The sequence below is a fragment of the Streptomyces sp. NPDC004065 genome, from assembly GCF_044903565.1.
Classification (GTDB): Bacteria; Actinomycetota; Actinomycetes; order Streptomycetales; family Streptomycetaceae; genus Streptomyces.
In genome coordinates, this window is the sequence record NZ_JBJDQT010000034.1 from 21,889 (window position 1) to 47,316 (window position 25,428).

22 protein-coding genes and 3 tRNA genes are annotated in these 25,428 nt (G+C 74.5%); 14 read left to right on the forward strand and 11 right to left on the reverse strand.

Annotated elements, in window-relative coordinates:
- Window positions 1-206 precede the first annotated feature (206 nt).
- The 7 genes from ACI2LW_RS28890 to ACI2LW_RS28920 all read left to right on the forward strand — a co-directional run bounded on the left by ACI2LW_RS28890 (window position 207) and on the right by ACI2LW_RS28920 (window position 6,710).
- Window positions 207-1,205 carry a phosphatase PAP2 family protein gene (locus tag ACI2LW_RS28890; protein ID WP_404734176.1) on the forward strand — a complete coding sequence of 333 codons (999 nt, stop codon included), beginning with the start codon at window positions 207-209 and terminating at the stop codon, window positions 1,203-1,205.
- Window positions 1,117-2,289 (forward strand): hypothetical protein, encoded by a 1,173-nt coding sequence (locus ACI2LW_RS28895; RefSeq protein WP_404734236.1) that lies wholly within the window; start codon window positions 1,117-1,119, stop codon window positions 2,287-2,289. Before ACI2LW_RS28890 ends, ACI2LW_RS28895 begins: the two co-directional genes overlap by 89 nt.
- Window positions 2,280-3,875 (forward strand): hypothetical protein, encoded by a 1,596-nt coding sequence (locus ACI2LW_RS28900; RefSeq protein ID WP_404734177.1) that lies wholly within the window; start codon window positions 2,280-2,282, stop codon window positions 3,873-3,875. The genes ACI2LW_RS28895 and ACI2LW_RS28900 overlap by 10 nt, the downstream gene beginning before the upstream one ends.
- Window positions 3,872-5,260 carry an AAA domain-containing protein gene (locus ACI2LW_RS28905; protein ID WP_404734178.1) on the forward strand — a complete coding sequence of 463 codons (1,389 nt, stop codon included), beginning with the start codon at window positions 3,872-3,874 and terminating at the stop codon, window positions 5,258-5,260. The genes ACI2LW_RS28900 and ACI2LW_RS28905 overlap by 4 nt, the downstream gene beginning before the upstream one ends.
- Window positions 5,261-5,487: 227 nt before the next feature.
- Window positions 5,488-5,862: a hypothetical protein gene (locus ACI2LW_RS28910; protein WP_404734179.1), complete on the forward strand. Its 375-nt coding sequence runs from the start codon at window positions 5,488-5,490 to the stop codon at window positions 5,860-5,862.
- 136 nt (window positions 5,863-5,998) lie between these two features.
- A complete protein-coding gene (locus ACI2LW_RS28915; protein ID WP_404734180.1) occupies window positions 5,999-6,643 on the forward strand; it encodes a bifunctional DNA primase/polymerase in 645 nt (214 codons plus the stop codon).
- Window positions 6,634-6,710: transfer RNA gene (locus ACI2LW_RS28920), tRNA-Lys, on the forward strand. The genes ACI2LW_RS28915 and ACI2LW_RS28920 overlap by 10 nt, the downstream gene beginning before the upstream one ends.
- 141 nt (window positions 6,711-6,851) lie before the next feature.
- On the opposite strand, the gene ACI2LW_RS28925 is transcribed toward ACI2LW_RS28920, so the two are convergent.
- Window positions 6,852-8,174, reverse strand: coding sequence for a M6 family metalloprotease domain-containing protein (locus ACI2LW_RS28925; protein WP_404734181.1), 1,323 nt, complete (start codon window positions 8,172-8,174; stop codon window positions 6,852-6,854).
- A gap of 787 nt (window positions 8,175-8,961) precedes the next feature.
- Here ACI2LW_RS28925 and ACI2LW_RS28930 point away from each other — a divergent pair.
- Window positions 8,962-10,824 carry a putative bifunctional diguanylate cyclase/phosphodiesterase gene (locus tag ACI2LW_RS28930; protein ID WP_404734237.1) on the forward strand — a complete coding sequence of 621 codons (1,863 nt, stop codon included), beginning with the start codon at window positions 8,962-8,964 and terminating at the stop codon, window positions 10,822-10,824.
- A 100-nt stretch (window positions 10,825-10,924) separates the two neighbouring features.
- On the opposite strand, the gene ACI2LW_RS28935 is transcribed toward ACI2LW_RS28930, so the two are convergent.
- From ACI2LW_RS28935 to ACI2LW_RS28945, 3 genes are all read right to left on the reverse strand, one after another.
- Window positions 10,925-12,019, reverse strand: coding sequence for an LLM class flavin-dependent oxidoreductase (locus tag ACI2LW_RS28935; protein ID WP_404734182.1), 1,095 nt, complete (start codon window positions 12,017-12,019; stop codon window positions 10,925-10,927).
- Between the two features lie 132 nt (window positions 12,020-12,151).
- Window positions 12,152-13,306, reverse strand: coding sequence for a glutathione-independent formaldehyde dehydrogenase (locus ACI2LW_RS28940; protein ID WP_404734183.1), 1,155 nt, complete (start codon window positions 13,304-13,306; stop codon window positions 12,152-12,154).
- A 209-nt stretch (window positions 13,307-13,515) separates the two neighbouring features.
- Window positions 13,516-14,247, reverse strand: a complete 732-nt coding sequence (locus tag ACI2LW_RS28945) for a decarboxylase (protein WP_404734184.1) — start codon at window positions 14,245-14,247, stop codon at window positions 13,516-13,518.
- Window positions 14,248-14,412: 165 nt separating this feature from the next.
- Between ACI2LW_RS28945 and ehuB the strand changes: the two genes are divergently transcribed.
- From ehuB to ACI2LW_RS28970, 5 genes are all read left to right on the forward strand, one after another.
- Complete coding sequence (gene ehuB, locus ACI2LW_RS28950) at window positions 14,413-15,342, forward strand: ectoine/hydroxyectoine ABC transporter substrate-binding protein EhuB (protein WP_404734185.1); 930 nt, start codon at window positions 14,413-14,415, stop codon at window positions 15,340-15,342.
- A complete protein-coding gene (gene ehuC / locus ACI2LW_RS28955; RefSeq protein ID WP_404734186.1) occupies window positions 15,339-16,079 on the forward strand; it encodes an ectoine/hydroxyectoine ABC transporter permease subunit EhuC in 741 nt (246 codons plus the stop codon). Before ehuB ends, ehuC begins: the two co-directional genes overlap by 4 nt.
- Window positions 16,076-16,726 carry an ectoine/hydroxyectoine ABC transporter permease subunit EhuD gene (ehuD, locus tag ACI2LW_RS28960; RefSeq protein ID WP_404734187.1) on the forward strand — a complete coding sequence of 217 codons (651 nt, stop codon included), beginning with the start codon at window positions 16,076-16,078 and terminating at the stop codon, window positions 16,724-16,726. Before ehuC ends, ehuD begins: the two co-directional genes overlap by 4 nt.
- Entirely contained in the window at window positions 16,716-17,504 is a 789-nt protein-coding gene (gene ehuA / locus ACI2LW_RS28965) for an ectoine/hydroxyectoine ABC transporter ATP-binding protein EhuA (protein ID WP_404734188.1), read from the forward strand. The genes ehuD and ehuA overlap by 11 nt, the downstream gene beginning before the upstream one ends.
- Window positions 17,505-18,106: 602 nt before the next feature.
- A tRNA-Lys gene (locus ACI2LW_RS28970) sits at window positions 18,107-18,180 on the forward strand.
- 70 nt (window positions 18,181-18,250) lie between these two features.
- On the opposite strand, the gene ACI2LW_RS28975 is transcribed toward ACI2LW_RS28970, so the two are convergent.
- Both ACI2LW_RS28975 and ACI2LW_RS28980 read right to left on the reverse strand, forming a co-directional pair.
- On the reverse strand, window positions 18,251-18,856 hold the full coding sequence (locus tag ACI2LW_RS28975; RefSeq protein ID WP_404734189.1) for a lytic polysaccharide monooxygenase: 606 nt from the start codon (window positions 18,854-18,856) through the stop codon (window positions 18,251-18,253).
- Window positions 18,857-18,942: 86 nt separating this feature from the next.
- Window positions 18,943-20,091: an SPFH domain-containing protein gene (locus ACI2LW_RS28980; protein WP_404734190.1), complete on the reverse strand. Its 1,149-nt coding sequence runs from the start codon at window positions 20,089-20,091 to the stop codon at window positions 18,943-18,945.
- A gap of 197 nt (window positions 20,092-20,288) precedes the next feature.
- Here ACI2LW_RS28980 and ACI2LW_RS28985 point away from each other — a divergent pair.
- Window positions 20,289-20,362, forward strand: a tRNA-Lys gene (locus tag ACI2LW_RS28985).
- 76 nt (window positions 20,363-20,438) lie between these two features.
- Here the strand turns inward: ACI2LW_RS28985 and ACI2LW_RS28990 are convergent.
- The 5 genes from ACI2LW_RS28990 to ACI2LW_RS29010 form a co-directional block, all read right to left on the reverse strand.
- Complete coding sequence (locus tag ACI2LW_RS28990) at window positions 20,439-21,293, reverse strand: sortase domain-bontaining protein (protein WP_404734191.1); 855 nt, start codon at window positions 21,291-21,293, stop codon at window positions 20,439-20,441.
- Window positions 21,274-21,636 carry a hypothetical protein gene (locus ACI2LW_RS28995; RefSeq protein WP_404734192.1) on the reverse strand — a complete coding sequence of 121 codons (363 nt, stop codon included), beginning with the start codon at window positions 21,634-21,636 and terminating at the stop codon, window positions 21,274-21,276. The genes ACI2LW_RS28990 and ACI2LW_RS28995 overlap by 20 nt, the downstream gene beginning before the upstream one ends.
- A gap of 246 nt (window positions 21,637-21,882) precedes the next feature.
- Window positions 21,883-22,662: an HAD-IIA family hydrolase gene (locus tag ACI2LW_RS29000; protein WP_404734193.1), complete on the reverse strand. Its 780-nt coding sequence runs from the start codon at window positions 22,660-22,662 to the stop codon at window positions 21,883-21,885.
- Between the two features lie 259 nt (window positions 22,663-22,921).
- The gene (locus tag ACI2LW_RS29005; RefSeq protein WP_404734194.1) at window positions 22,922-23,797 is read right to left on the reverse strand and encodes a hypothetical protein; all 876 of its coding nucleotides are present in this window, start codon (window positions 23,795-23,797) and stop codon (window positions 22,922-22,924) included.
- Window positions 23,798-23,987: 190 nt separating this feature from the next.
- Window positions 23,988-25,295, reverse strand: coding sequence for an ROK family protein (locus ACI2LW_RS29010; RefSeq protein ID WP_404734238.1), 1,308 nt, complete (start codon window positions 25,293-25,295; stop codon window positions 23,988-23,990).
- Between the last annotated feature and the right edge of the window lie 133 nt (window positions 25,296-25,428).

The window sequence follows — 25,428 nt, forward strand, 5'->3', positions numbered from 1 at the left end:
TTCCAGGGAGAAAGTGAGGACTCCGGGGCGGAGCCCCTCCATCATCGCGCACCCTGTACCGGGGCAACCCCGGGGGCGGTCCCGGCGTCTTTGAGGGCCGGGGCGCCCCACCGGGGCGGGCGCGCAGGCCGTAGGGTGGCACGGCCGTCCGGGTGGGACCGGACGGCCGTGCCACGACGAGCGACACGAACGGGGAGGGGCATCGGATGCCGCAGACCGAGACACCGGCACCGGGCGTCGAGGCGGTTCCGCGCACCCGGTTGCGCTGGTGGACCGAGCTGCCGCTGATCCTGCTGGTGTACGGCTGCTACTCGGCGGGCCGGCTGCTGGCCCGCGGTGACGTCGCCGGCGCCGTCGACCACGGCCTGGCGCTCCTGCGCGCCGAGAAGCTGCTCCACCTCAACGCCGAGCACCCCCTCAACCGCCTGTTCACCCGGGAGCCGTGGATCGGCGTGCCGGCGGACTTCTGGTACGCGTCGCTGCACTACGTGGTGACGCCCGCGGTCCTCGTCTGGCTGTTCCGGACGCGGGCGCAGCATTACCGGGCCGCCCGCACCTGGCTGATGACGTCGACGTTCATCGGCCTGATCGGCTTCACACTGCTGCCGACCTGCCCGCCCCGCCTGCTCTCGCCGGGCCACGGGTTCGTGGACACGATGGCGCACTACAGCTCCTACGGCTGGTGGGGCGGCGAGGCCAGCGCCCCCCGGGGCCTGGGCGGCATGACGAACCAGTACGCGGCCATGCCGAGTCTGCACGTGGGCTGGGCCCTGTGGTGCGGGGTCATGCTGTGGCGCCACGGCCGCACGCGCTGGGCGAGGGCGGCGGCCGTGATCTACCCGCTGGTGACCGCGCTGGTGGTGATGGGCACCGCCAACCACTACTTCCTGGACGCGGTCGCGGGCGCGGCGGTGATGGGGCTGGGCGTGCTGCTCGCGCCGTCCGTGATGCGCGGCGCGGACCGCCTGTGGGCGTCGCTGGGGGCGCGGCTCGCGGTCCTGCCCGGGCGCCCGGGCGACGCGCGTTCCCCGGTTGTCAGTGGCGGATGCCAGACTTCGGCGGGTGAGCGAATTCCACGGCAGCGCGAAGCACGGTCCGGCCCCGGAGCCGAACCGGGTGCCGCCCCCACGGACGCGCCAGACGGAGCCACCGCCTGGGGACTTCCCCGTTCCGGCGAGGTCGAGAGCCTGGGGAAGGCTCGCTGAGCTGCGCGGGCCCGGCGTCGCCGCCCGGGCCCTGGACGCCCGTGCCCTGGCGGCACTCGCCGCCAACCCCGGGTGCAGGCGGCGCGCCGTCCTGGACGGCGCGGGCGTGGACAAGGCGGCACTGGCGGGCGCGCTGGGTTCGCCCCCGGTCTTCGGGCAGTCGCAGTTCGCCTTCGTCCGGGGCAACGCCTTCGAGGCGAAGGTCAAGGCGGACGGCGGCGCCGAGCTGCTGCGGCTGGTGCACCGGACGATGGACGCCGGCGCCGAACCACCGGTGGAGCCCCGCGTTCCCGACCTGAGCGCGCAGGGCCCGGAGGGGCGCACGGCGCGTACGGCGCTGGCGCTGCGCGAGGCGACGGCGGCGGGCGCCTGGACGCTGCTCGACCACCCGATGCTCGCCCTGGAGGTGGCGGGCTCCCCCGCGTTCCTTGAGCCGGACGCGGTGGTGGTGCACCCGGACGGCGGCTGGACGGTCGTGGAGATCAAGTCCTTCCCGATGCTGGACGGCTCCGCGGACCCCGCCAAGGTCGGGGCGGCGGCCCGCCAGGCGGCGGTGTACGTGCTGGCGCTGGAGGACGTCGCCGCCCGGCTGGCCCCGGCCCCGCGGGTACGGCACCGGGTCCTGCTGGTGTGCCCGAAGGACTTCTCCAACCTGCCCACGGCCTCCGCCGTCGACGTGCGCAAGCAGCGCGCGGTCACCGCCCGGCAGCTGGCCCGGCTGACCCGCCTGGAGGACATAACGGACACGCTCCCCGAGGGCGTGTGCTTCTCCCCCGAACTGCCCCCGGAGGAGCTGACCGCCGCGGTCGAGGCGGTCCCGGCGACGTACGCGCCGGAGTGCCTGGCCACGTGCGAACTGGCCTTCCACTGCCGCGCCCGGTCCCGCGCCGAGGGCGCGGTGACCGCGCTCGGCCGCTCGGTCCGCGCCGAACTGGGCGGCCTGGCCACGGTCGGCGACGTCCTGGCGGCGGCCCACGGCGAGGCCGGCGACCCCGACGATCCGGCGGTGGCGACGCTGCGCCGGGCGGCGGCCCTGCGGGCCCAGGCGCTGCGCGCGGCCGGGCGGGAGGCGGCATGTCGCTGATCGACACCCTCGCCCGCCTGGAGGCGGTGCGGGCCGGGCGGGCCCAGCCGGCCGCGACCGTCCGGCACCGGCATCTGTCGGACCGGCCGCTGGTGTTCGTGCCGCTCACCACCGCCGGCGAGGCGGGCGCCCCGCTCGGCGCGCTGGTCGGCACCGACCGCGGCGCGCCGCGGCTGCTGGCCGTGCCGCAGCCGCGCGACCGGGACCTGAGGTTCGCGTTCCTCGCCGAGCTGGCCGACGTGGTGCTGCCCCACATCGACTCGTGCGCCGGGGCGGTCGAGGCCGCCGAGCGCACCGAGGCCGACCCGGAGACCGGCAAGCGGGTCAAGGTCGAGGTGGAACTGTGCGCGGACGCCCCCCAGCTGATCGTGCCCAGCCGCGCCGGCATCGACTTCGTACGGCTGCTCGGGCGCTCCATGCGGTTTCGCCGCACCGCCGAGCAGGACCCCGAGGCCCCGTACCCGGCGCCGCCCCGGGTGCCGTTGCTCGGGCGCTGGCTGACCCACTTCGGTGAGCGGGCCCGGGTGCCCGGCTCCTCGCTGCTGCTGGCGATGAGCGACCTGCTGGCCCGGCACTGGGCCACCGGCCAGTCCGGTCTCGAGGACCAGCACCTGGGCGCGCTGCTGGCGTGGATCGCCCCTCCGCCGGGCCTGACCGGCGCCGAGGCGGCGCTGCGGGCGGAGGTCGCCCGGGACGCGGACGGCCAGCTCGCGTGCCCGCCCGCCGGCCCGGCCACCGACCCGGCCTTCGACAACAGGCTGCTCGCCCCCGCCATCGAGCGCTACGACCGCGCGCGCACGGCCCTCGCCGCCGCGCAGGACGGCCTGGAGGCGGACGGCCGGCTGGCCGCCCTGACCGCGGCCGAACGCGACATCCGCGCCCTCGTCGAGCGGTGCGCGCTGCCCACCTGGGACAAGGTCTGGGAGGGCCTGGACCTGCTGCGGGCCCTCCCGGAGGGCGCGCACGTGGCGGAGCGGTGGACGCGCGACCGCTGGTCGTTCACCGCGCACCGCGACCGCGTGCTGGCCGGTGAACCGCCGCAGCCGCGCCGCGACGACGCGGTCACCGCGGCCGGCAAGCTGGCCGCGCGGGAGCGGGAGCAGGCCCGCCTGGACGCCCAGGAGGCGCTGGACGATCCGCTGGTCATGGCGGGGCGGCGGCTGGCCGGGGAGGCGTTCGAGGGTGAGGTCCTCGACGTGGTCATGGCGTACAGCGAGGGCAGGCGTCCCAGCCCGCGCCCGCTGGTCACCGTGCGCACGGAGGACCGGCCACACCTGGCCGAGCGGGGCCGGGCGTACCGGTCACTGGCCGGGAAACCGCAGTCGGCCGAGTGCGTGGCCGTCCAGGAGGACGGGGCGCTGATCGTCCTGCGGGTGCTCGACCGGATGGGCCGCGGCAAGGAACCCGAGGCCGGGTCCGTGCCGGAGAAGGGCGACCGGCTGTGCTTCACCCTGTTCGAGCACGAGCAGCGCGGCGGGGCGAAGCTGCCCGCTCCGGAGGAGACCCCGTGGACCCACGGCGGCCCGCCGGAGCAGGACCGCCCGCCGGAGGCCCCCGACCCGGTGACCGAGGAGGACGTCCTGTGACCGCCCCCGTCCACCCCGCGCAGGATCCCGCGCCCGGCCCGGCCGGCCCGCGCGCGGTTCCCGACCCGTCGTCGGCGGCGGCCCGCGCCACCGAGGCGATCCTGCGCGACACCCTGCACGGCACGCACCGCGGTGTCGTCGTCGACTCCCCGCCCGGCGCCGGCAAGTCGACGCTCGTGGTGCGCGCGGCCCTGGAGCTGGCGGCGGCCGGCCGGCCGCTGATGGTGGTGGCGCAGACCAACGCGCAGGTCGACGACCTGGTGCTGCGGCTCGCGGAGAAGAACCCCGAGCTGCCCGTGGGCCGGCTGCACAGCAGCGACGCCGACGCCTGCGACCGGGCGCTCGACGACCTGCCGAACGTGCGCAAGTCCGCGAAGGCCGGCGACCTCGCCGGGCTCGACGTGGTGCTGTCGACCGCCGCGAAGTGGGCGCACGTGAAGACGGACACGCCGTGGCGGCACGCGATCGTCGACGAGGCGTACCAGATGCGCTCGGACGCGCTGCTCGCCGTGGCCGGGCTGTTCGAGCGGGCGCTGTTCGTGGGGGACCCGGGCCAGCTCGACCCGTTCTCGATCGTCGGCGGCGAGCAGTGGGCGGGGCTGTCCTACGACCCCTCGGCGTCCGCCGTGACCACGCTGCTCGCGCACAACCCCGAGCTGCCCCAGCACCGGCTGCCGGTGTCCTGGCGGCTCCCGGCGTCGGCGGCGCCGCTGGTGTCGGACGCGTTCTACCCGTACACGCCGTTCCGCAGCGGCACCGGCCCCGGGGACCGGCGCCTGACGTTCGCGGTCCGGTCGGACGGCTCCGGACCGGACCGGGTGATCGACGAGGCGGCCGTATCGGGCTGGGGCCTGCTGGAGCTGCCCGCACGGCACACCCCGCGCACGGACCCGGAGGCGGTGCGGGCGGTGGCGGCGGTCGTGGCGCGGCTGCTGGAGCGGGGCGGCGCCACCGTCTCGGAGCGCGCCCCGGACGACCCGGCGCCGCTGACCGCGGACCGGATCGCCGTCGGCACGGCGCACCGGGACCAGGCCGCGGCGGTCCGGTCCGCCCTCGCCGAACTGGGGGTGCGCGAGGTCACCGTGGACACGGCGAACCGGCTGCAGGGCCGTGAGTTCGACGTCACGGTGGTCCTGCACCCGCTGTCCGGCCGCCCCGACGCCACCGCCTTCCACCTGGAGACCGGCCGCCTGTGCGTCCTGGCCTCCCGCCACCGCCACGCCTGCGTCGTGGTCTGCCGCGCCGGGGTGGGCGAACTCCTCGACGACCACCCGTCGACGGAGCCGGTCCAGCTCGGGGTGACGGTGAAGTTCCCGGACGGCTGGGAGGCCAACCACGCCGTCCTGGCGCATCTGCGGGAACACCGGGTGAGCTGGAGTCCGTGACCGGCACACGGCCGGCGTCCCCGGCCGGCGCGGCGGGCACCCGGACCACGCCGTGCCGCGCGCCCCGGCGGGCAGACCGCGCGCCCCGGCGGGAACACCGGGCGGCCCGGAAGCCTTGAAGGATTCCTGGGCGCTCGCCGCGGCGAGGCCCTCTTGCACCGGCGCGGGAGAATGGAGGGTGGCCCTCGCACCGGGGCGCCACCCCGACCGCACGAGAAGGAGAAGACATGGCGGAGCCCACGCCGCGTCGCAACGAACCGCGGCTACGCCCCGCGCCCCTGCTCTTCGAGCCCGCAGCGGCGGCCTCCGACCCGGAGCACTTCTTCGCCCTGGAGTCGATCGACGACCCGCGGGCGCTGCTGGCGCGGGCGACCGAGCTGACGCTCGCCTTCCGGGCGGCGGCGGACCGCGCCGTGGAGTTCCAGGCGATCGCGGCGGCGCAGCTGGCCGATCCGCGCAGATTCGACCGGCTGAGCCCGGCGGACATCGCCGAGCGGGCGGAGTGGACCGAGGACTACGCCAAGAAGATGGTGGATTTCGGGCGGGACCTGCTGCGCGGAGCCGAGGGCGGCGTCCACGCCAACCCCGCCGACCCGGTGTGAGCCGCGGCCCGCGGGCGGGCCGTACCAGCCCCGGGGCATATGCCGGGCGGGCAAGATACTCCCCCTCCCTCCCGTCTGTCCCGATTTCCCGCAACCCTGTGAGAGTGCCCGCTCACGGCGGGTAGATGTAAGCGCCATGAGCCGCACAGGGAACGAACTCTCCGCCGACCGCCTCGACCGGACGGCCGGCCGGCACAGCGACGCCTCCCGCGTCACCGCGCAGGGCGCCGCCTGGCTGGCCTCGGCAGGAACGTATCCCCGCAGCACCCTCGCGCACTGGCGCGAGCGCCCCGCCGCGCCGGTCGTGCTGCCCTGCGGCACGACGTTCGACGTGGTCAACGCACCGGCGATCTTCGGCCGCCGGATGCTGGACCGGCTGTGGACCGAGGGCCCCGGGTCCGGTCCGGTGGCCGTCCACCGCGGCCGGATGCTGCTGTTCGCCGCGCCCGGCACCGCGTACCGGCTGCCCTCGTTGCTGGAGTGGGAGGAGTGGGGCTCCCAGGGCCGGGCGGACGGCGGCCGCACGGCCCGCGTGCCCCCGCTGCTGTGCCACGGCAACGGCGACGCGGTCACCGTCCCCGCCCCGGCCGGGAAGTCCGCCCCGGACGACCGCGGCGGCTCCCGCTGGCTCGTCGCCCCGGACACCCGGCACCCCTGGCTGCCGGGCCCGGAGGTCCTGCTCTGGGCGGCCGTGCGGGCAGCCCGGGCGGCGGTACGGATTTCGATTTTTCCTCCCGCCGATCAGGATGCTAAGGTCTACGACGTCAGCAGGCGCCGCTAGCTCAGTTGGTTAGAGCAGCTGACTCTTAATCAGCGGGTCCGGGGTTCGAGTCCCTGGCGGCGCACCATGACGATGGCGAGACGTGTTCGCGGACGACGCGGACGGTGTCTCGCCATCTTTCGTCTCCGGTGTCTTCGCCTTTTCCTCCCGCACCTTCCGCCTCCCGCACCTTTGCCTTCCTTCGCCTGCCTTCCTTCTCCCCCGGCACTCACCCGGGCGTGATGCGCACCGTGTACGCCCCCGAGGCCGTGCGGTTCTCCACGGCCACACGGACGCCGTCGCCCGGCACCGTGAAGCTCTCCCCCTCGCCCACGGGAGCGTCGGCGAGCGGCGGGTAGACGGACTCCTCCCAGCAGGCCTCGGTGCGCGGATGGGCGTCGATCACCTGCACCGGCCCGCCGCCCGACTCCGCCTCGCTGCGCACCCGGTAGATCAGCACCCCCTGCCGGCATCCGGCCGTGTCGCTGCCGAGCGAGGCCCGCGCCTCCACGGCCAGCACACTGCCGGCCCCGGTGCGCACCACCGCCAGTTTCGTGCCGCCGCCCAGCCCGAACGGCGGCGCCCCCGCGGCCGCCGTCATCGGCTGCCCGGCGTCCGCCGGACCCGCCTCCACCGGCTCCAGGGTCAGCCGGGTCGGCCCGGTGCCGCGGACGCACACCACCTGACGGGGGTCCAGCCAGCCCAGCTTCCACTTGTGCCAGGCGAACAGGTCCGGAGACAACCCGAACTGGCTGCCCATCAGGTCCCAGTCGCCGACGAAGGTGTCCCAGTCGCCCTTGCCGTCCGCCGGCCGGTGGTACAGGTCCGGCAGGTCGAAGACGTGTCCGGTCTCATGGGCGAGCACCAGCCGGTCCGGCGGATGCCGTTCGAACACCGTGACGACCCGCCGGAGGTCCCGGCCGTCGAGCCGCACCGGAGTGTCCAGATTGACCACCTTCGTCGCGTCCGAGTCGACGCCCGGCGCGTCCGGGTCGGCGACGAGGTAGACGACGTCGTAGCGGGAGAAGTCCACCTCCCGGTCGGCGACGGCGAGCGCGTCGCGCAGATAGGCCGCGCGGTCCCCGGCACCCCAGTCGCGGTGCATGGCGTAGGCCGTGGACGGCCGCGGCATCCGCAGCCAGTGGCCCAGCGGATGCGCCCGCAGCGTGAACCTGCCGTAGGACGCCTGCTCGAAGTAGCGGCTGGTGGCCGGGAAATGGTCGGCGGCCAGTTCGGTGGGCGTGGTGAGCGGGGCCGAGTCGGGGAAGGACAGGAACACCATCACGGCGTCCAGCGCCCGGGTCGGGCGTGCGTAGGAGGCGTTCCAGGTGTCCACACCCTCCGAGTGGTGCGCGTCCGTGCGCCGCAGCGCGCAGGGCGCGGCCGAGAACGGCTCGGCGACGGACGGGCCGCTCAGGATCGAGGTGGCGGCGACCGCGGACAGGGTGGTGAAGACGGCCGCGGTGCTGCGCAGCCGGGGTCGCGCCCCGCCCCGGTTCAGCGCCTTGAGGGCGTCACGGCCGAGCGCCTTCAGGGGGAGCTGACGCGGCACGGGGAACCTCCGGGTGCGGTTCGCGGGGACACCGCACCCAGCCTGTGCGAGTTTGTAGGGGTACGCCCTGTTTGTCTGCACCGGAAGGGTGAGACGTGCGGGTTCACGAGGTACGGCTCCGGAGCGCGGGCCGTGAGATGCGACACCCCCGGACCGCTCACGGAACGTCACAAGTGGTCGGCCGCCTGCAGAACCCGTCCAGCTGCGGGCAGAAACGATCTGCCGGGAGGGCCGGTCCGCACACGGGACCGGCAAGTGGCTGGAAGGGGCCAGGTGCCGCCCTCTATGATCGGCACACTTTCCTGGCACTTCCTGCGCGGACACGGGCCGGGCGGCCGATCGTCACCCGGCCGGCCACCCGACGAGACCGATACGAAGAACGAGTGCACTGCGGGAGCGAGCGGTGAGCGGAACGTCCGAAGGGCCGACGCCCGCGGCAGACCTCATCGGGTCGAATATCACACAGGGTGATGTTCTGAAGGCCGCGGGTGCCGATGCGGTCGTGGCCGCGCCGGGCGCGCGAGCGGCCGCCGCCACCGCGCCCGCCGCCCCGCTCGCCCTCCCCGCCGAGCCACCGCCGGGCCCCCCGCCCGCACCCGGCCTCACCCGAACGGCCCAGCACCCGCCCGCCTCCGCGGAATTCACCGCCCCGGCCCAGCCGAAGGCACCACCCGGCGTCCCGGCCGAACCCCGCGATCCGGCCACATCCCCGGCCGAGTGCCCCGGTCCGCCCGACTCCCCGGCCGCATCCCCCGATCCGGCCGAGTCCGCCGATCCACCCGACTCCCTGGCGTCCGATCCGGCCGAGTCTCCGGACCCACCCGACTCGTCCGAGTCACCCGAGCCCCCCAACTCACCCGAGCCACCCGACCCGTCCGAGTCCCCGGCCGGGGAGCGTCCCTTCCGCTCGGCCTTCCGGGCCGCGCCGCTCGCGATGGCGGTCGTCGACCCCGAAGGACTGGTCCTCAACGCCAACGACTCCTTCGCCGCGCTGCTCGGCGCCGGTCCCGAGGGGCTCGCCGGGCAGGTCGCCGCCGACCTGCTGGACCTGGCCTCCGACGCCCGCGCCTGGCACGCCTATCGCGAGGTGCTGCACGGCCGCCAGGCCCGCATGCGCTGCACCCGCCGTCTGAAACGTCCCGACGGCCGCTCCCTGTGGGTCCAGGCCACCGTCTGCCCGCTGCCCTCCGAGTCGCGGGGGGTGCTGCTGTCCCTCGCCGACATCAGCGCACGGCGCGAACTCCAGGCACGGCTGCGGCACTTGCAGAACCACGACCCGGTGACCCGGCTGCCCAACCGCACCCTGTTCTTCGAACGCCTGTCGGCCGCGCTGGAGGCGGAGTCGTACGACGGCGGCGGCACCGGCCGGATCGGCCTGTGCTACCTGGACCTGGACGGTTTCAAGGCGGTCAACGACACCCTCGGCCACCGGGTGGGCGACCGGCTGCTCGCCGCCGTGGCCGAGCGGCTGACGCGCTGCGCCGACGAGGCGGGCTACGGCCGGGCGAGCGCCCCGCTGGTGGCCAGGCTGGGCGGCGACGAGTTCGCGCTGTTCGTCGAGGACTCCACCGGCACCGAGCAACTGGCGGACCTGGCCGAGTCGGTGCTGACCGCCCTCCAGACGCCGTTCGAGATCTCCGGCCGGCGGCTGTCGGTCTCCGCGTCGATCGGAGTGGTCGAGCGGCAGGCGGCCGGGACGTCCGCGACCGCGCTGATGCAGGCCGCGGACACCACGCTGTACTGGGCCAAGGCGGACGGCAAGGCACGCTGGACGCTGTTCGACCCGGAGCGCAACGCCCACCGCATGACCCGGCAGGCCCTGGTCTCCACCCTGCGCGCGGCCGTGGAGCGGGGCGAGTTCACGCTGGAGTACCAGCCGCTGGTGGGCATGGACGACGGGCGGCTGCGCGGGGTGGAGGCGCTGGTGCGCTGGCGGCATCCGCAGTTCGGCACCCTGACGCCGAATCGGTTCATCCAGCTCGCGGAGGAGGACGGCTCCATCGTGCCGCTCGGCCGCTGGATCCTGGCCACCGCCTGTCGTCAGGCCCGCCGCTGGCAGCTGGACCACCCGGACGCGCCGCCGATCTTCGTCAGCGTCAACGTGGCGGTGCGTCAGGTGTGGGACTCCGACCTGGTCGCGGACGTGGCGGAGGTGCTCGCCGAGACCGGGCTGGCCCCGCAGCTGCTGCAACTGGAGCTGACCGAGTCGGCGGTGATGGGCTCGGCGGGCCGGCCGCTGCAGGCCCTGCGCGCCCTGAGCGACATGGGGGTGCACATCGCCATCGACGACTTCGGCACCGGCTACTCCAACCTCGCCTACCTCAGCCGGCTTCCGGTCTCCGTACTGAAGCTGGACGGCTCCTTCGTCCGGGGCTTCCAGCAGGAGGAACGGGAGCAGGAAGAACGGGAGCAGGAGGAAGCGCGGCGCAAGGAGGCCGAGCCGGCCGACGAGGTCATCGTGGAGGCGATGATCCAGCTCGCCCACCGGCTGGGCCTGAGCGTCACCGCCGAGTGCGTGGAGACCTCCGACCAGGCAAGCCGGCTGCGCCGGATCGGCTGCGACACGGGGCAGGGCTGGCTGTACTCCCGGCCGGTCCCGCCGGACCGCATCTCCGAACTCCTCGACAGCCGCGCCTGCGGCCGCCGCTGACACCCCGCGCCGGGCCCGGCGCGGGGCCCAGGTCCCAGGCGCGGCGATGCGCGAGCCCGGCGCGACCTGTGGGCCCGGCGTGACGTGCGAGCCCGGCGTGTCAGGTCTGCTCGGTGCCGGGCAGGCCGTAGGCGTCGGCGATGAGTTCGTAGGAGCGCAGCCTGACCTCGCCGCTGTGGGCGTTGCTGGTCAGCATCAACTCGTCGGCGCCGGTGCGCTTGTGCAGGTCGTCCAGGCCGGCGCGCACCTCGTCGGGGGTGCCGTGGATGACGTTGGCGTTCCAGGAGGCGATGAACTCCTGCTCCAGCGGGCTGAAGTCGTACGCCTCCGCCTCCTCCGGCGTGGGCACGAGACCGGGCCGGCCGGTGCGCAGCCGGACCATGTTGAGCGCGGCGGCCAGCACCTGGCGGCGGGCCTCGCGCTCGTCCTCGGTGGCGAGCGCGGCGACGCCGATGAGGGCGTACGGCGCGTCGAGCACCGCGCTGGGCCGGAAGGACTCGCGGTACAGGTCCAGGGCCGGAACGGTGTTCTGCGCGGAGAAGTGGTGGGCGAAGGCGAACGGCAGGCCGAGCATGCCCGCGAGGCGGGCGCTGAAGCCGGAGGAGCCCAGCAGCCAGACCGGCGGGCGGTGCGGGGACTGCACACCGCCCGGTGAGGTGCCCTGGACGGGGCCGGGGACGGCGTGGACACGGGAGTAGGGGTGGCCGTCGGGGAAGTCGTCGTCGAGGAAGCGGATCAGCTCGGCGAGCTGCTGGGGGAAGTCGTCGGCGCCCTCGTTCGGATGATCGGTGCGGCGCAGGGCGGCGGCGGTGGCGCCGTCGGTGCCGGGGGCCCGGCCGAGCCCCAGGTCGATCCGGCCGGGGGCCATCGCCTCCAGCGTGCCGAACTGCTCGGCGATCACCAGGGGGGCGTGGTTGGGCAGCATGACGCCGCCCGAACCGAGGCGGATGCGGTCGGTGTGGGCGGCGAGGTGGGCGAGGATCACGGCCGGCGAGGAGGAGGCGACGCCCGGCATGGAGTGGTGCTCGGCCACCCAGTAGCGGTGGTAGCCGCGGGACTCGGCGAGGCGGGCGATCCCGACGCTGGTGCGCAGGGCGTCCGTGGCGGTGCGGCCGGCGCCGACCGTGACCAGGTCCAGTACGGACAGGGGTACGGGTGCGGTGCCCTGTGCCGCGCCACGGATCTCGTCTGCCACGGGGTGCCTCCTGGTGTACGACGTCCTTGCGCCGACAACAGGAGACAGTCCCCGTTTATTCCGCGTCCGCCCCGCGCAGGCCGGAGCCGCCGGTCACCGCCGGCGGCTCCGCCTCGCCTTCCTCCGGACGGCTCACGCGGCCAGCGCGTGCCCGGGGTGCAGTACGACCTTCGTGTAGCCCTCGATCCGCTTGTCGAACTTCTCGTAGGCCTCGGGCGCCTGCTCCAGGGGCAGCTCGTGGGAGACCACGAAACTGGGCTTGGCCCGCCCGGCGATGATCAGGTCGCGCAGCTGGCGGTTGTACCGCTTGACGTTGGTCTGGCCGGTACCCATCTGCTGACCCTTTTCGAACATGCGGCCGATCGAGACCAGCAGCTGTCCGTGCTTGGCGTGCTCGTCGGGTGCGCCCGGGTCGGAGGGCACGTACAGGCCCGGCACACCGAGCTTGCCGGTGGGCCGTACCGTCTCCACGAGCGTGTTGAGGACGACGGCGGGCTCCTCGTGGCTCGTGTCCTTGGGGGACTGCGCCTGGTAGCCGACGGCGTCCACGCCCTTGTCGGTGCCCTCGCCGTTCGTCTGCTCCTTGATCTGCTCGGCCGGGTCGCCCTTGGTGAAGTCGATCGGGATGGCCCCGATCTCCTCCGCCTTGGCCAGCCGCTCCGGCACCCGGTCCACCGAGAACACCTTGGCCGCGCCGCGCAGCAGCGCCGAGTAGGCGGCCATCAGGCCGACCGGTCCGGCGCCGAAGACGGCCACCGACTCACCGGGCTTCACCTCCGCGAGCTCGCAGCCGTGGTACCCGGTGGGGAAGATGTCGGCGAGCAGCACGAAGTCGGTCTCGTGCTCGTCCCCGGGCGGCAGTTTGAGGCAGTTGAAGTCGGCGTAGGGCACGCGCACCCGCTCGGCCTGGCCGCCGAGGTAGGGGCCCATCGCCACGTATCCATAGGCGCCGCCGGCGAATCCGGGGTTCACCGTGAGGCAGAACCCGGTCTTGCCGTCGAGACAGTTCTTGCAGAATCCGCAGGCCACGTTGAACGGCATGACCACCCGGTCGCCCTCGGACAGCGAGGTCACGCCTTCGCCGGTCTCCTCGACGATCCCGAGGTTCTCGTGGCCGAAGACGATGCCGGACTGGGCGGCCGTGCGGCCCTCGTACATGTGCAGGTCGGATCCGCAGATCGCGGACGAGGTGACCCGTACGATCACGTCGTTCGGGTGCTGGATCCGGGGATCCTCGACCTCCTTCACCGAGACGGAGAAGGGCTTTTCGTAGACGACGGCTTTCACCTTCGGTCACCTCCGCGTCGAGCGCTGGACGACGGCGGCGGGACGAGCCGCGAAGAGGGACGCGCGGACGGGGGCGCTCGGGCGGGCGCGGTCCTCCCGGTCGCGCCGTCGCCCCGGGCGGTCTCGCTGCACCGCCGGACATTTCCAGGTAACGCCCCCGTGCCACGGCCCGCAACCCGCCCCGCCCGGCGGCCCGGGCGCCTGCCCGCTCACACCTGGACGACCGGCTCCCGGGTGAACAGCGCTCCCAGCTCAGGGGCGTTGACGCGGCGGTCGGTCAGCCGCAGCGCCTCCCAGACGCTCACCTGGTTCGCCGTGAGCACCGGCTTGCCCAGGTCCTTCTCCAGCGCCGCGATGTGGGACGCGGTGTGCAGGGCGGTGTCGGGCACCAGGACCGCCTCGGCCGCGTCGGTGTCGGCCGCGCGGGCCAGGTCGCGGATCTGCGCCTCCGTCCAGCGTGCCGCCTCAGCCGCCGTGCCGATCCCGGCACTGTGGGCGGTGGCCACCTCCAGCCCGCCGGCCCGCAGGAAGTCCGCGAAGAGGGCGGTCACGTCGTCGGGGTAGGTCGCCGCGACCGCCACCCGCCGTGCGCCGACCTCGCCCGCCGCGTGCACGAAGGCGAAGGAGGTGGAGGAGGCCGGCATGCCCACCGCGCGGGCGAGGGAGCGCACCTGCTCGTGGGCTCCCTCCCAGCCGTGCACGAAGCTGCCGCTGGTGCTCGCCCACACCACCGCCTCGGCACCCGACAGCCGCAGCCCCTCGACGCTCCGGGCCAGCTCCTCGACCGATCCGGTCCCGCGCAGCGTCCGGAGCCGGTAGGCGTCCTCGCCGACCTCGGTGTGCACCAGATCGACCCGGATGTCACTGCCCAGGAGCTGCTCGATGCGCGGATAGTCGTCCTCGGCGAAGTGGCCCGGGTAGAGGAATCCGAGTGCCGTCATGACCAGCCTTCCTGCCGTCGGTGAATGGCGGTTCCCGATTGCGGGTACCCCGTGACCGGCGGGCAGGCCCGCACCGGCCGCCCCCTCCGCGCGGTCACGGTTTCCCCATCGCCTCCGCACAATCTCCGGGGCATGGGCCGCATGGCCTTGGGTAGCCGCGCGCCCATGGCTCCACCACGTGCACCAGGCAAAGGCAGACAGACACCCGAGCCCAGCCGCCGGTCGCTGCTCACGGGCGTCGCGGGGGTAGCGGGGGCCGCGGCGTTCGGCGCGCTGGGCACAGCCGGCTGCAGCCGGGTGGCCACGGCGTCCACCGGCAGCGGCGGCGACCTGCTGCGCAGGCTCCGGGCCCAGGGCGTCGTACGGCTGGGCATCGCGGGGGAGATCCCGTTCGGGTACATCGACAAGGACGGGCGGCTGACCGGTGAGGCGCCGGAGCTGGCCCGGGTGATCTTCAAGCGCCTCGGGGTGGACCGGGTGCAGCCCGTGCCGACCGAGTTCGGCTCGCTGATACCGGGGCTGAACTCCCAGCAGTTCGACGTCGTGGCGGCCGGGATGTACGTCAACGCCGAGCGCTGCGAGCAGGTGATCTTCGCCGATCCCGACTACCAGATGCTCGACTCCTTCATCGTGCGCAAGGGCAATCCGCTGGGGCTGCACAGCTACCAGGACGTCGTGCGCAAGAAGGCGCGCTTCGCCACCGGCACCGGCTACGCGGAGATCCAGTACGCCGTCGATGCCGGGTACGACCAGGGCGACATCCTCGTCGTCCCCGACCAGGTGGCCGGTCTGAACGCCGTCGAGGCCGGGCGCGTGGACGTCTTCGCCGGCACGGCGCTGACCACCCGCGAGGTGGTGAAGAAGTCGTCCAAGGCGGAGGCCACCAAGCCGTTCGCGCCGCTGGTGGAGGGCAGGCCGCACGTCGACGGCGGCGCGTTCGCCTTCCGCCCGACCGAGACCGGGCTGCGGGACGCCTTCAACGCCGAGCTGCGGAAGCTGAAGCGCAGCGGCGAGCTGTTCCGGATCCTCCAGCCCTTCGGGTTCACGAAGGCCGAGATGACGGACCTCACCGCGAAGGAGCTGTGCGGCGGATGACCACGGGACTGTGGGAACTGGTACTGACCGGCGTGTGGACCACGGTCCAGCTGCTGGTGTTCAGCGCGCTGCTGGCCACCGCCGTCTCCTTCGTGGTCGGTGTCGCGCGCACCCACCGGCTGTGGGTCCTGCGCTTCCTCGCGGGCTTCTACACCGAGGTGTTCCGCGGGACCTCCGCGCTGGTGATGATCTTCTGGGTGTTCTTCGTGCTGCCGCCGGCCTTCGGCTGGCAGCTGGTGCCGATGTGGGCGGGCACGCTCGCGCTGGGGCTGACCTACGGGGCGTACGGCTCGGAGATCGTGCGGGGGGCGCTGAACGCGGTGGACCCGGCCCAGCGGGAGGGCGGCATCGCGCTCAGCTTCACGCCCTGGCAGCGGCTGCGGCTGATCCTGCTGCCGCAGGCGGTGCCGGAGATGATCCCGTCCTTCTCCAACCTGCTGATCGAGCTGCTCAAGGGCACCTCCCTGGTGTCGATCATGGGCATGGGCGATCTGGCCTTCAGCGGCAACCTGGTGCGGCTCGCCCTCCAGGAGAGCGCCGAGATCTACACCTACGTGCTGGTGATCTACTTCGTGATCGCCTTCGCGCTCACCCGGGTGATGCGGGGACTGGAGAAGCGGCTCAAGCGCGGCGTCGGCAAGGCCCCGCTCGACGAGCCGAGCGCTCCTGAGCCCCGGCACGCCGGGACGACCGGCGTGGGCGCAGGCGCCGGCGCCACGGAAGGGGGTGCCGCATGAACTGGGACTGGGGCGCCGTGCGTGACTTCATGCCGCACTTCTGGGACGGCCTGCTGGTCACCCTGCAGGCGCTGGCCCTCGGCTCGCTGATCTCGTTCGCGCTGGGCCTGCTGTGGGCGCTGCTGATGCGGACGCCGAGCCGGTGGGTGCGCTGGCCGGTGGGCACGGTGACGGAGTTCGTCCGCAACACGCCGCTGCTGGTGCAGCTGTTCTTCCTCTTCTACGTGCTGCCCGAGTGGGGGCTGACCTTCTCGGCCCTGACCACCGGCGTCTTCGCGATCGGGCTGCACTACTCGACGTACACGATGCAGGTCTACCGGGCCGGCATCGAGGCGGTGCCGGCCGGCCAGTGGGAGGCGGCGACGGCACTGAACCTGCCGCGGCGGCGGACGTGGACGGCGGTGATCCTGCCGCAGGCGATCCGCCGGGTCGTCCCCGCGCTCGGCAACTACGTCATCTCGATGCTCAAGGACACACCGATGCTGATGGCGATCACCGTGCTGGAGATGCTCGGGCAGGCGCGGCTGTTCTCGCAGCAGCACTTCCAGTTCACCGAGCCGCTGACCGTGATCGGCGTGGCCTTCGTCCTCGTTTCCTACCTGGCCTCCCTCCTCCTGCGAGCACTGGAGCGACGTCTTGTCCGTTGACACCGCCAAGCAACCCGACCGCCCCGCCGACGCCACCTCCGCCCCGGAGCTGGTCCGCCTGGAGAACGTGACCAAGCGGTTCGGGGACCACACGGTCCTCGACGGGCTCGACTTCTCGGTCGACGCCGGCAAGCACGTCACCCTGATCGGCCCCTCCGGCTCGGGCAAGACGACGATCCTGCGGATGCTGATGACCCTGACCGAGCCCGACGAGGGCACGATCACCGTCGACGGCCGGCGGCTCTTCCCGGCCCCCGCCAAGCAGGTCCGGGAGATCCGCAAGAAGATCGGCATGGTCTTCCAGCAGTTCAACCTGTTCCCGAACATGACCGTCCTGCGCAACATCACCGAGGCCCCGGTCACGGTGCTCGGCCTGTCCAGGGACGAGGCCGAGGCCCGGGCCCGGGAACTGCTGGAGCTGGTGGGCCTGGCCGACAAGTGCGCCGCCCGCCCCTCCCAGCTCTCCGGCGGCCAGCAGCAGCGGGTCGCGATCGCCCGGGCCCTGGCGATGCGCCCGCAGGTCCTGCTGCTCGACGAGGTGACCTCGGCACTGGACCCGGAGCTGGTCGCCGGCGTGCTGGACGTACTGCGGGACATCGCCCGCAGCACGGACATCACCATGCTGTGCGTGACCCACGAGATGGGCTTCGCCCGCGACATCTCCGACCAGGTCCTGATGTTCGACGCCGGCCACGTGATCGAATCCGGCCCCCCGGAACAACTCTTCGGCGACCCGGAACAGGAACGGACACGGGAGTTCTTGAGCGCGGTGCTGTAGCAGGCCCTGGGCGGGGGCGGGAGCCCCCCGCCCAGGGCCGGGGGCGCTGGGCGGAGCCCCGCGGGGGTCCGCGGGGGTCCGGGGCGCAGCCCCCGCCGGGGTGCAGGGGCGGAGCCCCGCATGGGGTCCGGGGCGGAGCCCCGTGGCGGCCACTCCTCACCCCACCGAGCCGGGCGGGCGGGCCGGATGGGGCAAAGGGGGGTGCAGGGGGGCGCAGCCCCCGCCCAGGGTGCAGGGGCGAAGCCCCGCATGGGGTCCGGGGCGCAGCCCCGTGGCGGTGCCGTCTTGGCCCACCGAGTCGGGCGGGCCGGATGGGGCAAAGGGGGGTGCAGGGGCGAAGCCCCCGCCCGGGGTGCGGGGGCGAAGCCCCGCATGGGGTCCGGGGCGCAGCCCCGTGGCGGCCACTCCTCACCCCACCGAGCCGGGCGGGCGGGCCGGATGGTGCGCCGGCCCGCCGACCGGCTGAACCGGCGTGCGACGCCCGTGCTGCCGTCCCTGGCGATCCAGGTGCCGCCGACCGACGAGCACCTGGTCACGAGCACCCCCGGAGACCGGGTACTATTTTCTCGTCGCCGGCCGCGGAAGCGGACGGCGGGAGTCATGCGCCGCTAGCTCAGTTGGTTAGAGCAGCTGACTCTTAATCAGCGGGTCCGGGGTTCGAGTCCCTGGCGGCGCACAGAGGAAGGGCCCCTCGTGATCACGAGGGGCCCTTCGGCATGCCCGGCGCTCCGCGCAACGGAGACCCGTCAGAACGTCACGTCCGAGCAGGCGTAGAACGCGTTGCCCGTGTCGGCGATCGTCCACACGCCGACGATCACGTGGTGGCCGCTCAGCCCCGTCGGCAGGGTGCCGCTGTGGCTGAGGGTGGCCGGCGGGCGCTGTCCGCCGTAGGGGACCGTCAGGAAGGGTGTCGTGTTGAGGTCGGCGCGGGTCAGCGCGTGGTTCTGGTTCCAGCCCTGCCGGGTGACGTAGTACTTGAAGTCCGTCGTGGCGTGCATGGCGGTGAACTGCCAGCGGAAGGTGTAGCTCTGCCCGCCGTTGACCCTGGTCGTGGGCCAGGCCCCGCCCGAGGGGGTGCGCGGGCTGTCGAGCTGGCCGAACCGGGTGTTGTTGCCGGAACAGATCCGTCCGTCGGCCGGTCCGGACGCCGGGAAGCCCTTGGGGCCCTCGACGCTCTGCGGCTCCCACTGGATGTCGCCGCAGTTGGTCACGGTGCCGTTGGCGCAGAGCTTCTGCCGGCTGATGGGGAGGTCGGTGTAGCCGTGGCTGCTGGCGCCGCCGGTGGAGAGCACGAAGGCTCCGGCGGTGGTGAGGCCCAGCACGGCCGCGTACAACTTGGCCTTGGTGCGCATGCTGCCGCTCCTGGTGAACGTGGGGAGTTTCAGTGAGCTGTGCAGGTCTTGCGAGTAGGTCTAGACCAAGTAGCAGATTATTGCCGTTAGTTGAACATGTCCATACCAACGGCGGGTCCCGGTCCCCGGCGTCCCGCGCAGAACGCCACGGTCAGATCGCGCACCAGCACCTTGCGCTCGTAGTCGTCGAGTTCGACCAGCCCGCGGGTGGTCAGCCGGGTCACCGTGTCCTCCACGGAGTCCACGACCGAGGTGACCATCGTCGCCCGCTGCCGCGCGTCCAGCGCCGCGACACCGCGCCGGTGCATCGCGGCGGCCACCTCGGGGACGTACTCCACCCGGGCCGGGCGCACGCGGAACACCTCCAGCCCGACGGGTTCCGCGTCCCGGGCCACCAGCCGGGTCAGCGCCCCCTCGGCCGCGTCCGCCGCCCCCGGCGCACCGCCCGGCGCCTCCACCGGCACCCGGAGCAGCGCGGCCTCCACGCACTCGCGCAGATACCGCTCGTGGTCGTCGATCCCGAGCGCGGCCCGCGCGGTGTCCCGCACCCGCCACACCACGAGCACCGCCACCCGCAGCCCCACCCCGCCCGGATCGGCGGCGGGCATCGGCTCGCTGCGCCAGTGCCGCAGCCGTACGTCGACCCGGCGGCGGCGCGCCAGCGGGTTGACCCACAGCAGCCCGGTGCGGCGGACGGTCCCCGCGTAGCGGCCGAACAGCCCGAGCACCCAGGCCCGTCCGGTACGCCCCCGGGTCAGCCCGCCGATGCCGGACAGCCCGAGCACGCCCGCCCCGGCGTAGGCGGCCCACTGCGGCAGGCCGAGCCCGGCGCCGGCGCCGGCCGGCAGCCGCAGGGCCGCCACCGCGAGGGGCGGCAGCGCCCCCGCCCACCACGAGGTGAGGACGCAACCCGCCGTGCCGCAGGCGCCCGCGATCACCCCCACCGCTCCGGGCAGCACCCGGGCCGGCCGCTCCACCAGGGCGGGGTCCGTCTCCGGCGCCGGCCGGGCGGCCGGTGCGGGCACCCGGCGCCGGTAGCGCGGCTGCTCGCCGGTGCCCTGCCGGCTCGCCACCACCGCGGGGCCGAGCCGCACCGGACCGGGGCGGGGTCCGGGCTCGTCGCGGAACAACAGGTGGACCGGGATCTCGGTGGTCGCCTCGTTCTGGATGAGCCGGGAGGCGGAACGGTTCGCCCGGTCACCCGGGGGTTCGATGCGATCCACGTCAGACTCCATACGGACTTGTCCCGATCTGTGCACGTTGATCAGTGTCACCATCGGCACCGAAGCACGCATGCTGACGGTCCGAATGATGTACGGCACCGGCACGGCACCGGCCGTACGCGCGACTCGGGCGGTCCGCGACCGCGCCCACCAGGCACGGATGGTCGGGAGCACCCCCGCACGTCCTGTAGAGTTAACGGTGTCAGCAGGCGCCGCTAGCTCAGTTGGTTAGAGCAGCTGACTCTTAATCAGCGGGTCCGGGGTTCGAGTCCCTGGCGGCGCACCGACGGCAGGGCCCCTCGCACGAGCGGGGGGCCTTCGCGTTGCCCGGGGGCCAACTGCCGCCCGCCGGCGCCGACTCAGGCGCCCGTTCCCGTGAGGTAGGCCGAGACGACCACGCTCTCGGCGCCGCCCTCGGCGACCAGCCGCAGCCCCGCGCGCCGGGCACGGTCCGCCGGCCCGGTGTGTCCGGCCGGCCGGACGTTCGCCGCACCCGAAACGCCCGGTCCGTTCGGTACGTCCGGTATGCCCGTGACGCCGGTGACAACCCCCGGGGCTGCCGCGGCCCCCGCGATCCCCGGGGCTGCCGGGACCTTTGAGACTCCCGGGACCCACGGGACCTCCGGCACCCCGGAGGCTCGGGGGGCGGGGGCCTCGGAGGCGTCCACGACTCCCCGTACACCGGAGGCCGCCCGGTCGCGGGGCCGGGTCGCGACGTCCTCGACGGTGAAGTCGGCGACCGTGCCGTCGCCGCGGCCGACCCGGATCGTGCTGCCGGGCCGCAGCGCACCGAGGTCACGGAACACGGCGGTCCCGCTGCCGCCGTCCGCCCGCCCCACCAGCAGCGCCGTCCCCGGCGCCCCCGGCTTGACCCCGGCGGCGTACCAGCCCACGGCGCCGGACCCGGCGGCGGGCGGCACCTCGAGCGCGCCGCGCGCGTCCAGTGCGAGGGACACCACCGGAGCCCGTACCCCGAGGTCGGGGATGTCGAGCCGGCGCGGTACGGCGTCGCGCAGCGGGGTGGCCGCCGGCGGCAGCGGGTTCCCGGCGGGCCGTCCGGCCGCGGCCATGTCACCCGTGGCGGGGCCGGACGGCGACTGCCGTACCTCGGTCGGGCCGCTGCCCCACGACCACAGGCCGAGCAGCAGCAGTACCCAGACCAGTCCGGTGATCAGGCGGCCGGCGCCCAGGCGTTCAGCGTCGGTGCCGGACATCGCGATCACGTTCCCGGTCGGTTCGGGTGCGGTCGGTACGGGCCCGGTCGGCGCGGGCCCGGTCGGCGCGGGCCCTGTCGAGGGCGCGGGGCAGGAAGGCCACGGCGGCCGCGGCCGCGCCCGCGAGGGCCAGCCCGGTGACCGTGTGCGCCGCCGAGGGCTCGGGCGGCTCGGGAGCGGCGTGCGCGTCCGGCGGGGCGGACGCCGTCGCACGCGCCGGAGCCGGAGCCGACGACGGCGACGTCCGTACGGCACCGTCCCCCGCGCCCATCGCGTGGGCCGCGGGGACGCAGGCGGCTGCCGCCAGCAGCCCTGTACAGAGAGTGAGCCGTAGTGGACCCATCGTGAGACCTCCGTCACCAGGAGACCTCGGATCGGCCGTTTCCGCATCCGCGGCGGCCCGGCGTTGCCCCGTGCGGGCGAGGGGAAGGGGTCGGCCGGGTGAGACGGTGCACCCGACGAGACCCGCCGAGACCCGACGAGACCCGCTCGGACGCGGCCCGCACCCGAACACAGCCGGCGCTCGGACGCGGCCCGCACCCGAACACAGCCGGCGCTCGGACGCGGCCCGCGCCCGGACGCCGTCGGCTCAGACGCGGTCGACGAGGTCGGCGATCGAGTCCACGACCTCGGACGGCCGGAACGGGTAGCGGTCGACTTCCTGCGGCCGGGTGACGCCGCTGAGCACCAGGAAGGTGCGCATCCCGGCCTCCAGGCCGGCGAGCACGTCGGTGTCCATACGGTCGCCGATCATGGCGGAGGCCTCGGAGTGGGCGCCGATCGCGTTGAGCCCGGCCCGCATCATCAGCGGGTTGGGCTTGCCGACGAAGTACGGCTTCTTGCCGGTCGCCGCGGTGATCAGCGCGGCCACCGAGCCGGTGGCGGGCAGGTCGCCCTGGGCCGAGGGGCCGACGTTGTCGGGGTTGGTGGCGATGAACCGGGCGCCGGCGTTGATCAGCCGCACGGCCTTCGTCAGCGCCTCGAAGGAGTACGTCCGGGTCTCGCCGAGGATCACGAAGTCCGGCTCCTGGTCGGTGAGGATGTACCCGATGTCGTGCAGCGCGGTGGTCAGGCCCGCCTCGCCGATGACGTAGGCGCTGCCGCCGGGTCGCTGGTCGTCCAGGAACTGGGCGGTGGCCAGGGCGGAGGTCCAGATGTTCTCCTCGGGCACGTCCAGGCCCATGCGCCGCAGCCGGGCGTGCAGGTCGCGCGGCGTGTAGATCGAGTTGTTGGTCAGCACCAGGAACGGGCGGCCGGACTCGCGCAGTTTCTTCAGGAAGGCGTCGGCGCCGGGGATCGGGATGCCCTCGTGGATCAGGACACCGTCCATGTCGGTGAGCCAGGACTCGATGGGCTTGCGGTCTGCCATGTGCCGATCTCCTGCCGTCCGCGGGCCTGCGTGCGCCCAGCCTAGTCAGTGGCCGGATCTTGCCGAAACGGTCCGCCACCCGGCGTCGGCATGTCCGCCCGTACCACCGCCGTATGCCCGCGGGCTAAGGCACCAGGCGCGGCCGCGAGACGAGGTCTCGAGGCGCGGCCGCGAGACGGGAGCGCGGGGCGCGGCCGCGAGACGGCGCCGCGGGGCGCGGCCGCGAGACGGCGCCGCGGGGCGCGGTCGCGCCCCCGGCTCAGCGGCGTCTGCGGGCCAGTGCCAGGGTGCTGCCGACGGCGAGCAGCAGGGCGGCGCCCGTGAGCAGGCCGCGCGGGGTGGCGAGTCCGGTGCGGGCGAGTTCGTCGGCGAAGGGCAGGCCGTCGGAGTCGGAGGGGTCCAGGGCGGCGGTCGGGTCGGCGCCGGGGACGGCGGTGGAGGCGCCCGGGCCGTCGGACGCCGTACCCGGACCCGGGCCGACCCCGGCCCCCGCGCTTGCGCCGGCGTCCGCGCCGGCACTGGCGTCCGCGCCTGCGCTGGCGCGGGGATCGGCCTCGCGGCTGCCGGCCGGGGCCGGGCCGGTGGCGGCGTCCGAGGCGATGCGGAACCGGTAGTCGCCGGACTGGCCGACCCACTCCCCGTCGTCGTCGTGCCGCTGTACGACGGCGGCGTTCGCCGTGACCTCGTTGGCCACGGCGTCCGAGGTGATCGCCAGCCGTACCTTGACGGTGACGGTCCTGCCCGGGCCCAGGGTGACCCCGGGCAGCCCCGCGTCGAAGGGGCCGACGAGCTCGGCCCGGTCGGTCGTCTCCAGGCGCACGGGACGGGGACGGGAGCCGTCGTAGAACTCCAGCCGTACCTGACCGGCCTTCAGCGCGCGCTTGGCGTCGACGAGCACGACGACCGGGTGGATGCCGGCGCAGGTGGCCGAGGTGGTGTTGGTGAGGTCGATGGAGAAGGTGCCGTATCCGCCACCGGCGGTGTACGACTCCGGGCCGCCGTGGACGCGGCTGGTGATGGGGAAGTGACGGTCGTCCGGCCCGGCGCAGACGGGACGCGGGGCGGCGTGGGCCGGGCCGGCCAGAGCGACGGCGGCCGCGGCGAGGCAGAAGGGCAGGGACGTGCACAATCGCATGAACACATGACCATTCCGCCTCGGCGCTCCAGCCCGGGAAGCCACGCCGTCCCCCGCCCCCGAACGGCGCCGCGTTTCCCCTCGAACGGCGTCGTGCCACCGCCCGAGCGACCGGTCCGGCGGGAGCGGTCCGGCGAGGCAGCCGTCCAGCGGGGAGGCCGTCCGGTGAGGCGGCCGTCCGGTGAGGCGGCTATCCGTCGCCGCGTCCGAACATCGGCGCGAGCACCAGCTGGGCGGCCCCTTCGGCGACCGACCGCTCATCGCCGACGACCCGCACCGGCACCGCCCCGCCGTCCGTGCCCTCCCTGCGCGCCCGGGCCCGGAGCACCTCCGACACCCCGTGCACGAACGCCTCCGGCGCCGCCTCCACCGTGCGGCCTCCCAGCAGCACCTCCTCGATGTCCAGCAGCCCCACCAGATTCGCCGCGCCGGTCCCGAGCACCCGTGCCGCCTCCCGCGGGTCCCCGCGGCCCACGGCGTCCAGGCACAGCGCCTCGAGGCACCCGCGGTCCCCGCATTCGCACACGGGTCCGTCCAGCTGGATCACCTGGTGCCCGAACTCTCCCGCCCCGGTCCGCGGTCCGCGGTGCACCCGCCCCCCGATCACCAGTCCGGCCCCGAGCCCCGTACCGACGTGGAGATAGGCGAAGGAGGCGCCACCCCCGCCACCCGCACCCCCACCGCCCGCACCTTCGCCACCCGCACCCCCACCGCCCGCACCTTCGCCACCCGCACGCCCGCCGCCCGCACCTTCGGCACCCGCACCCCCGTCGCGCCCGCCGCCGTCCCCGCTCACGCCACCACCGCCCGCGCCGTGCTCCTCGCCGCCCCCGGCCACCGCCAGACCCAGCGCCGCCGCGTTGGTGTCCTTGTCGACCACGACCGGTATCCCGAGCCGCCGCTGAAGCGCGTCCCGGAGCGGGAACCCGTCCCACTGCGGGAACCCGGTCACCCGGTGCAGCACCCCGCGCCCGTGGTCGAGCGGCCCGGGCAGCGCCACCCCCACCCCGACCGGCGACACGACACCTCCCAGCGCCTCGTCCACCAAGTCCTCGACCTCCCGGGCCACCTGCTCGACGACCGCCGCGGCCGCCGCGCCCAGATCGAGCGGGGCGCGGCGCTCGCCGACGACGGTGCCGTTCAGGTCGACCAGCACCGTCCGCACCTCGTCCCGGTCGACGTGCACACCGGCCGCGTGCCCGGCCTCCGGCACCAGGCGCAGCACGGTGCGCGGCTTGCCGCCCGTGGACGCGCGGCGTCCCGCCTCCGCCGCGAGCCCCTCCTGCCGCAGCCGGGCGGTGATCTTGCTGACCGCCTGCGGGGTGAGCCCGGTCCGCTCGGCGAGTTCCAGCCGGCTGATGCCCCCGGCCCCGGCTCCGCGCAGCAGGTCGAGTACCAGGGCGGTGTTGTGGCTGCGCAGCGCGAGCAGGTTCACCCCCGCCGGTCCGGCCGGCCGCCCCGCCGCGCCGGCCGCGCCCACGGCGCCCCGGGCTCCCACGGCTGCCCCGGCTCCCGTCCCCCGGACCACGCCGGTCCTCGTACGCGCACCCGCACCCGCCCCCGTGCCCGCACCCGCGCCCGCGCCCGACGCACCCGCACCCGCTTCGTCCACTCCGCTGCTCACCTCCCCA

Bases quoted from the DNA above. Each gene is read 5' to 3' on its own strand.
- ACI2LW_RS28890 (WP_404734176.1), top strand. From the start codon at position 207: ATGCCGCAGACCGAGACACCGGCACCGGGCGTCGAGGCGGTTCCGCGC.
- ACI2LW_RS28900 (WP_404734177.1), top strand. From the start codon at position 2,280: ATGTCGCTGATCGACACCCTCGCCCGCCTGGAGGCGGTGCGGGCCGGG.
- ACI2LW_RS28910 (WP_404734179.1), top strand. From the start codon at position 5,488: ATGGCGGAGCCCACGCCGCGTCGCAACGAACCGCGGCTACGCCCCGCG.
- ACI2LW_RS28915 (WP_404734180.1), top strand. From the start codon at position 5,999: ATGAGCCGCACAGGGAACGAACTCTCCGCCGACCGCCTCGACCGGACG.
- ACI2LW_RS28945 (WP_404734184.1), bottom strand. From the start codon at position 14,247: ATGACGGCACTCGGATTCCTCTACCCGGGCCACTTCGCCGAGGACGAC.
- ehuB (WP_404734185.1), top strand. From the start codon at position 14,413: ATGGCTCCACCACGTGCACCAGGCAAAGGCAGACAGACACCCGAGCCC.
- ehuC (WP_404734186.1), top strand. From the start codon at position 15,339: ATGACCACGGGACTGTGGGAACTGGTACTGACCGGCGTGTGGACCACG.
- ehuD (WP_404734187.1), top strand. From the start codon at position 16,076: ATGAACTGGGACTGGGGCGCCGTGCGTGACTTCATGCCGCACTTCTGG.
- ACI2LW_RS28975 (WP_404734189.1), bottom strand. From the start codon at position 18,856: ATGCGCACCAAGGCCAAGTTGTACGCGGCCGTGCTGGGCCTCACCACC.
- ACI2LW_RS28980 (WP_404734190.1), bottom strand. From the start codon at position 20,091: ATGGAGTCTGACGTGGATCGCATCGAACCCCCGGGTGACCGGGCGAAC.
- ACI2LW_RS28990 (WP_404734191.1), bottom strand. From the start codon at position 21,293: ATGTCCGGCACCGACGCTGAACGCCTGGGCGCCGGCCGCCTGATCACC.
- ACI2LW_RS28995 (WP_404734192.1), bottom strand. From the start codon at position 21,636: ATGGGTCCACTACGGCTCACTCTCTGTACAGGGCTGCTGGCGGCAGCC.
- ACI2LW_RS29000 (WP_404734193.1), bottom strand. From the start codon at position 22,662: ATGGCAGACCGCAAGCCCATCGAGTCCTGGCTCACCGACATGGACGGT.
- ACI2LW_RS29005 (WP_404734194.1), bottom strand. From the start codon at position 23,797: ATGCGATTGTGCACGTCCCTGCCCTTCTGCCTCGCCGCGGCCGCCGTC.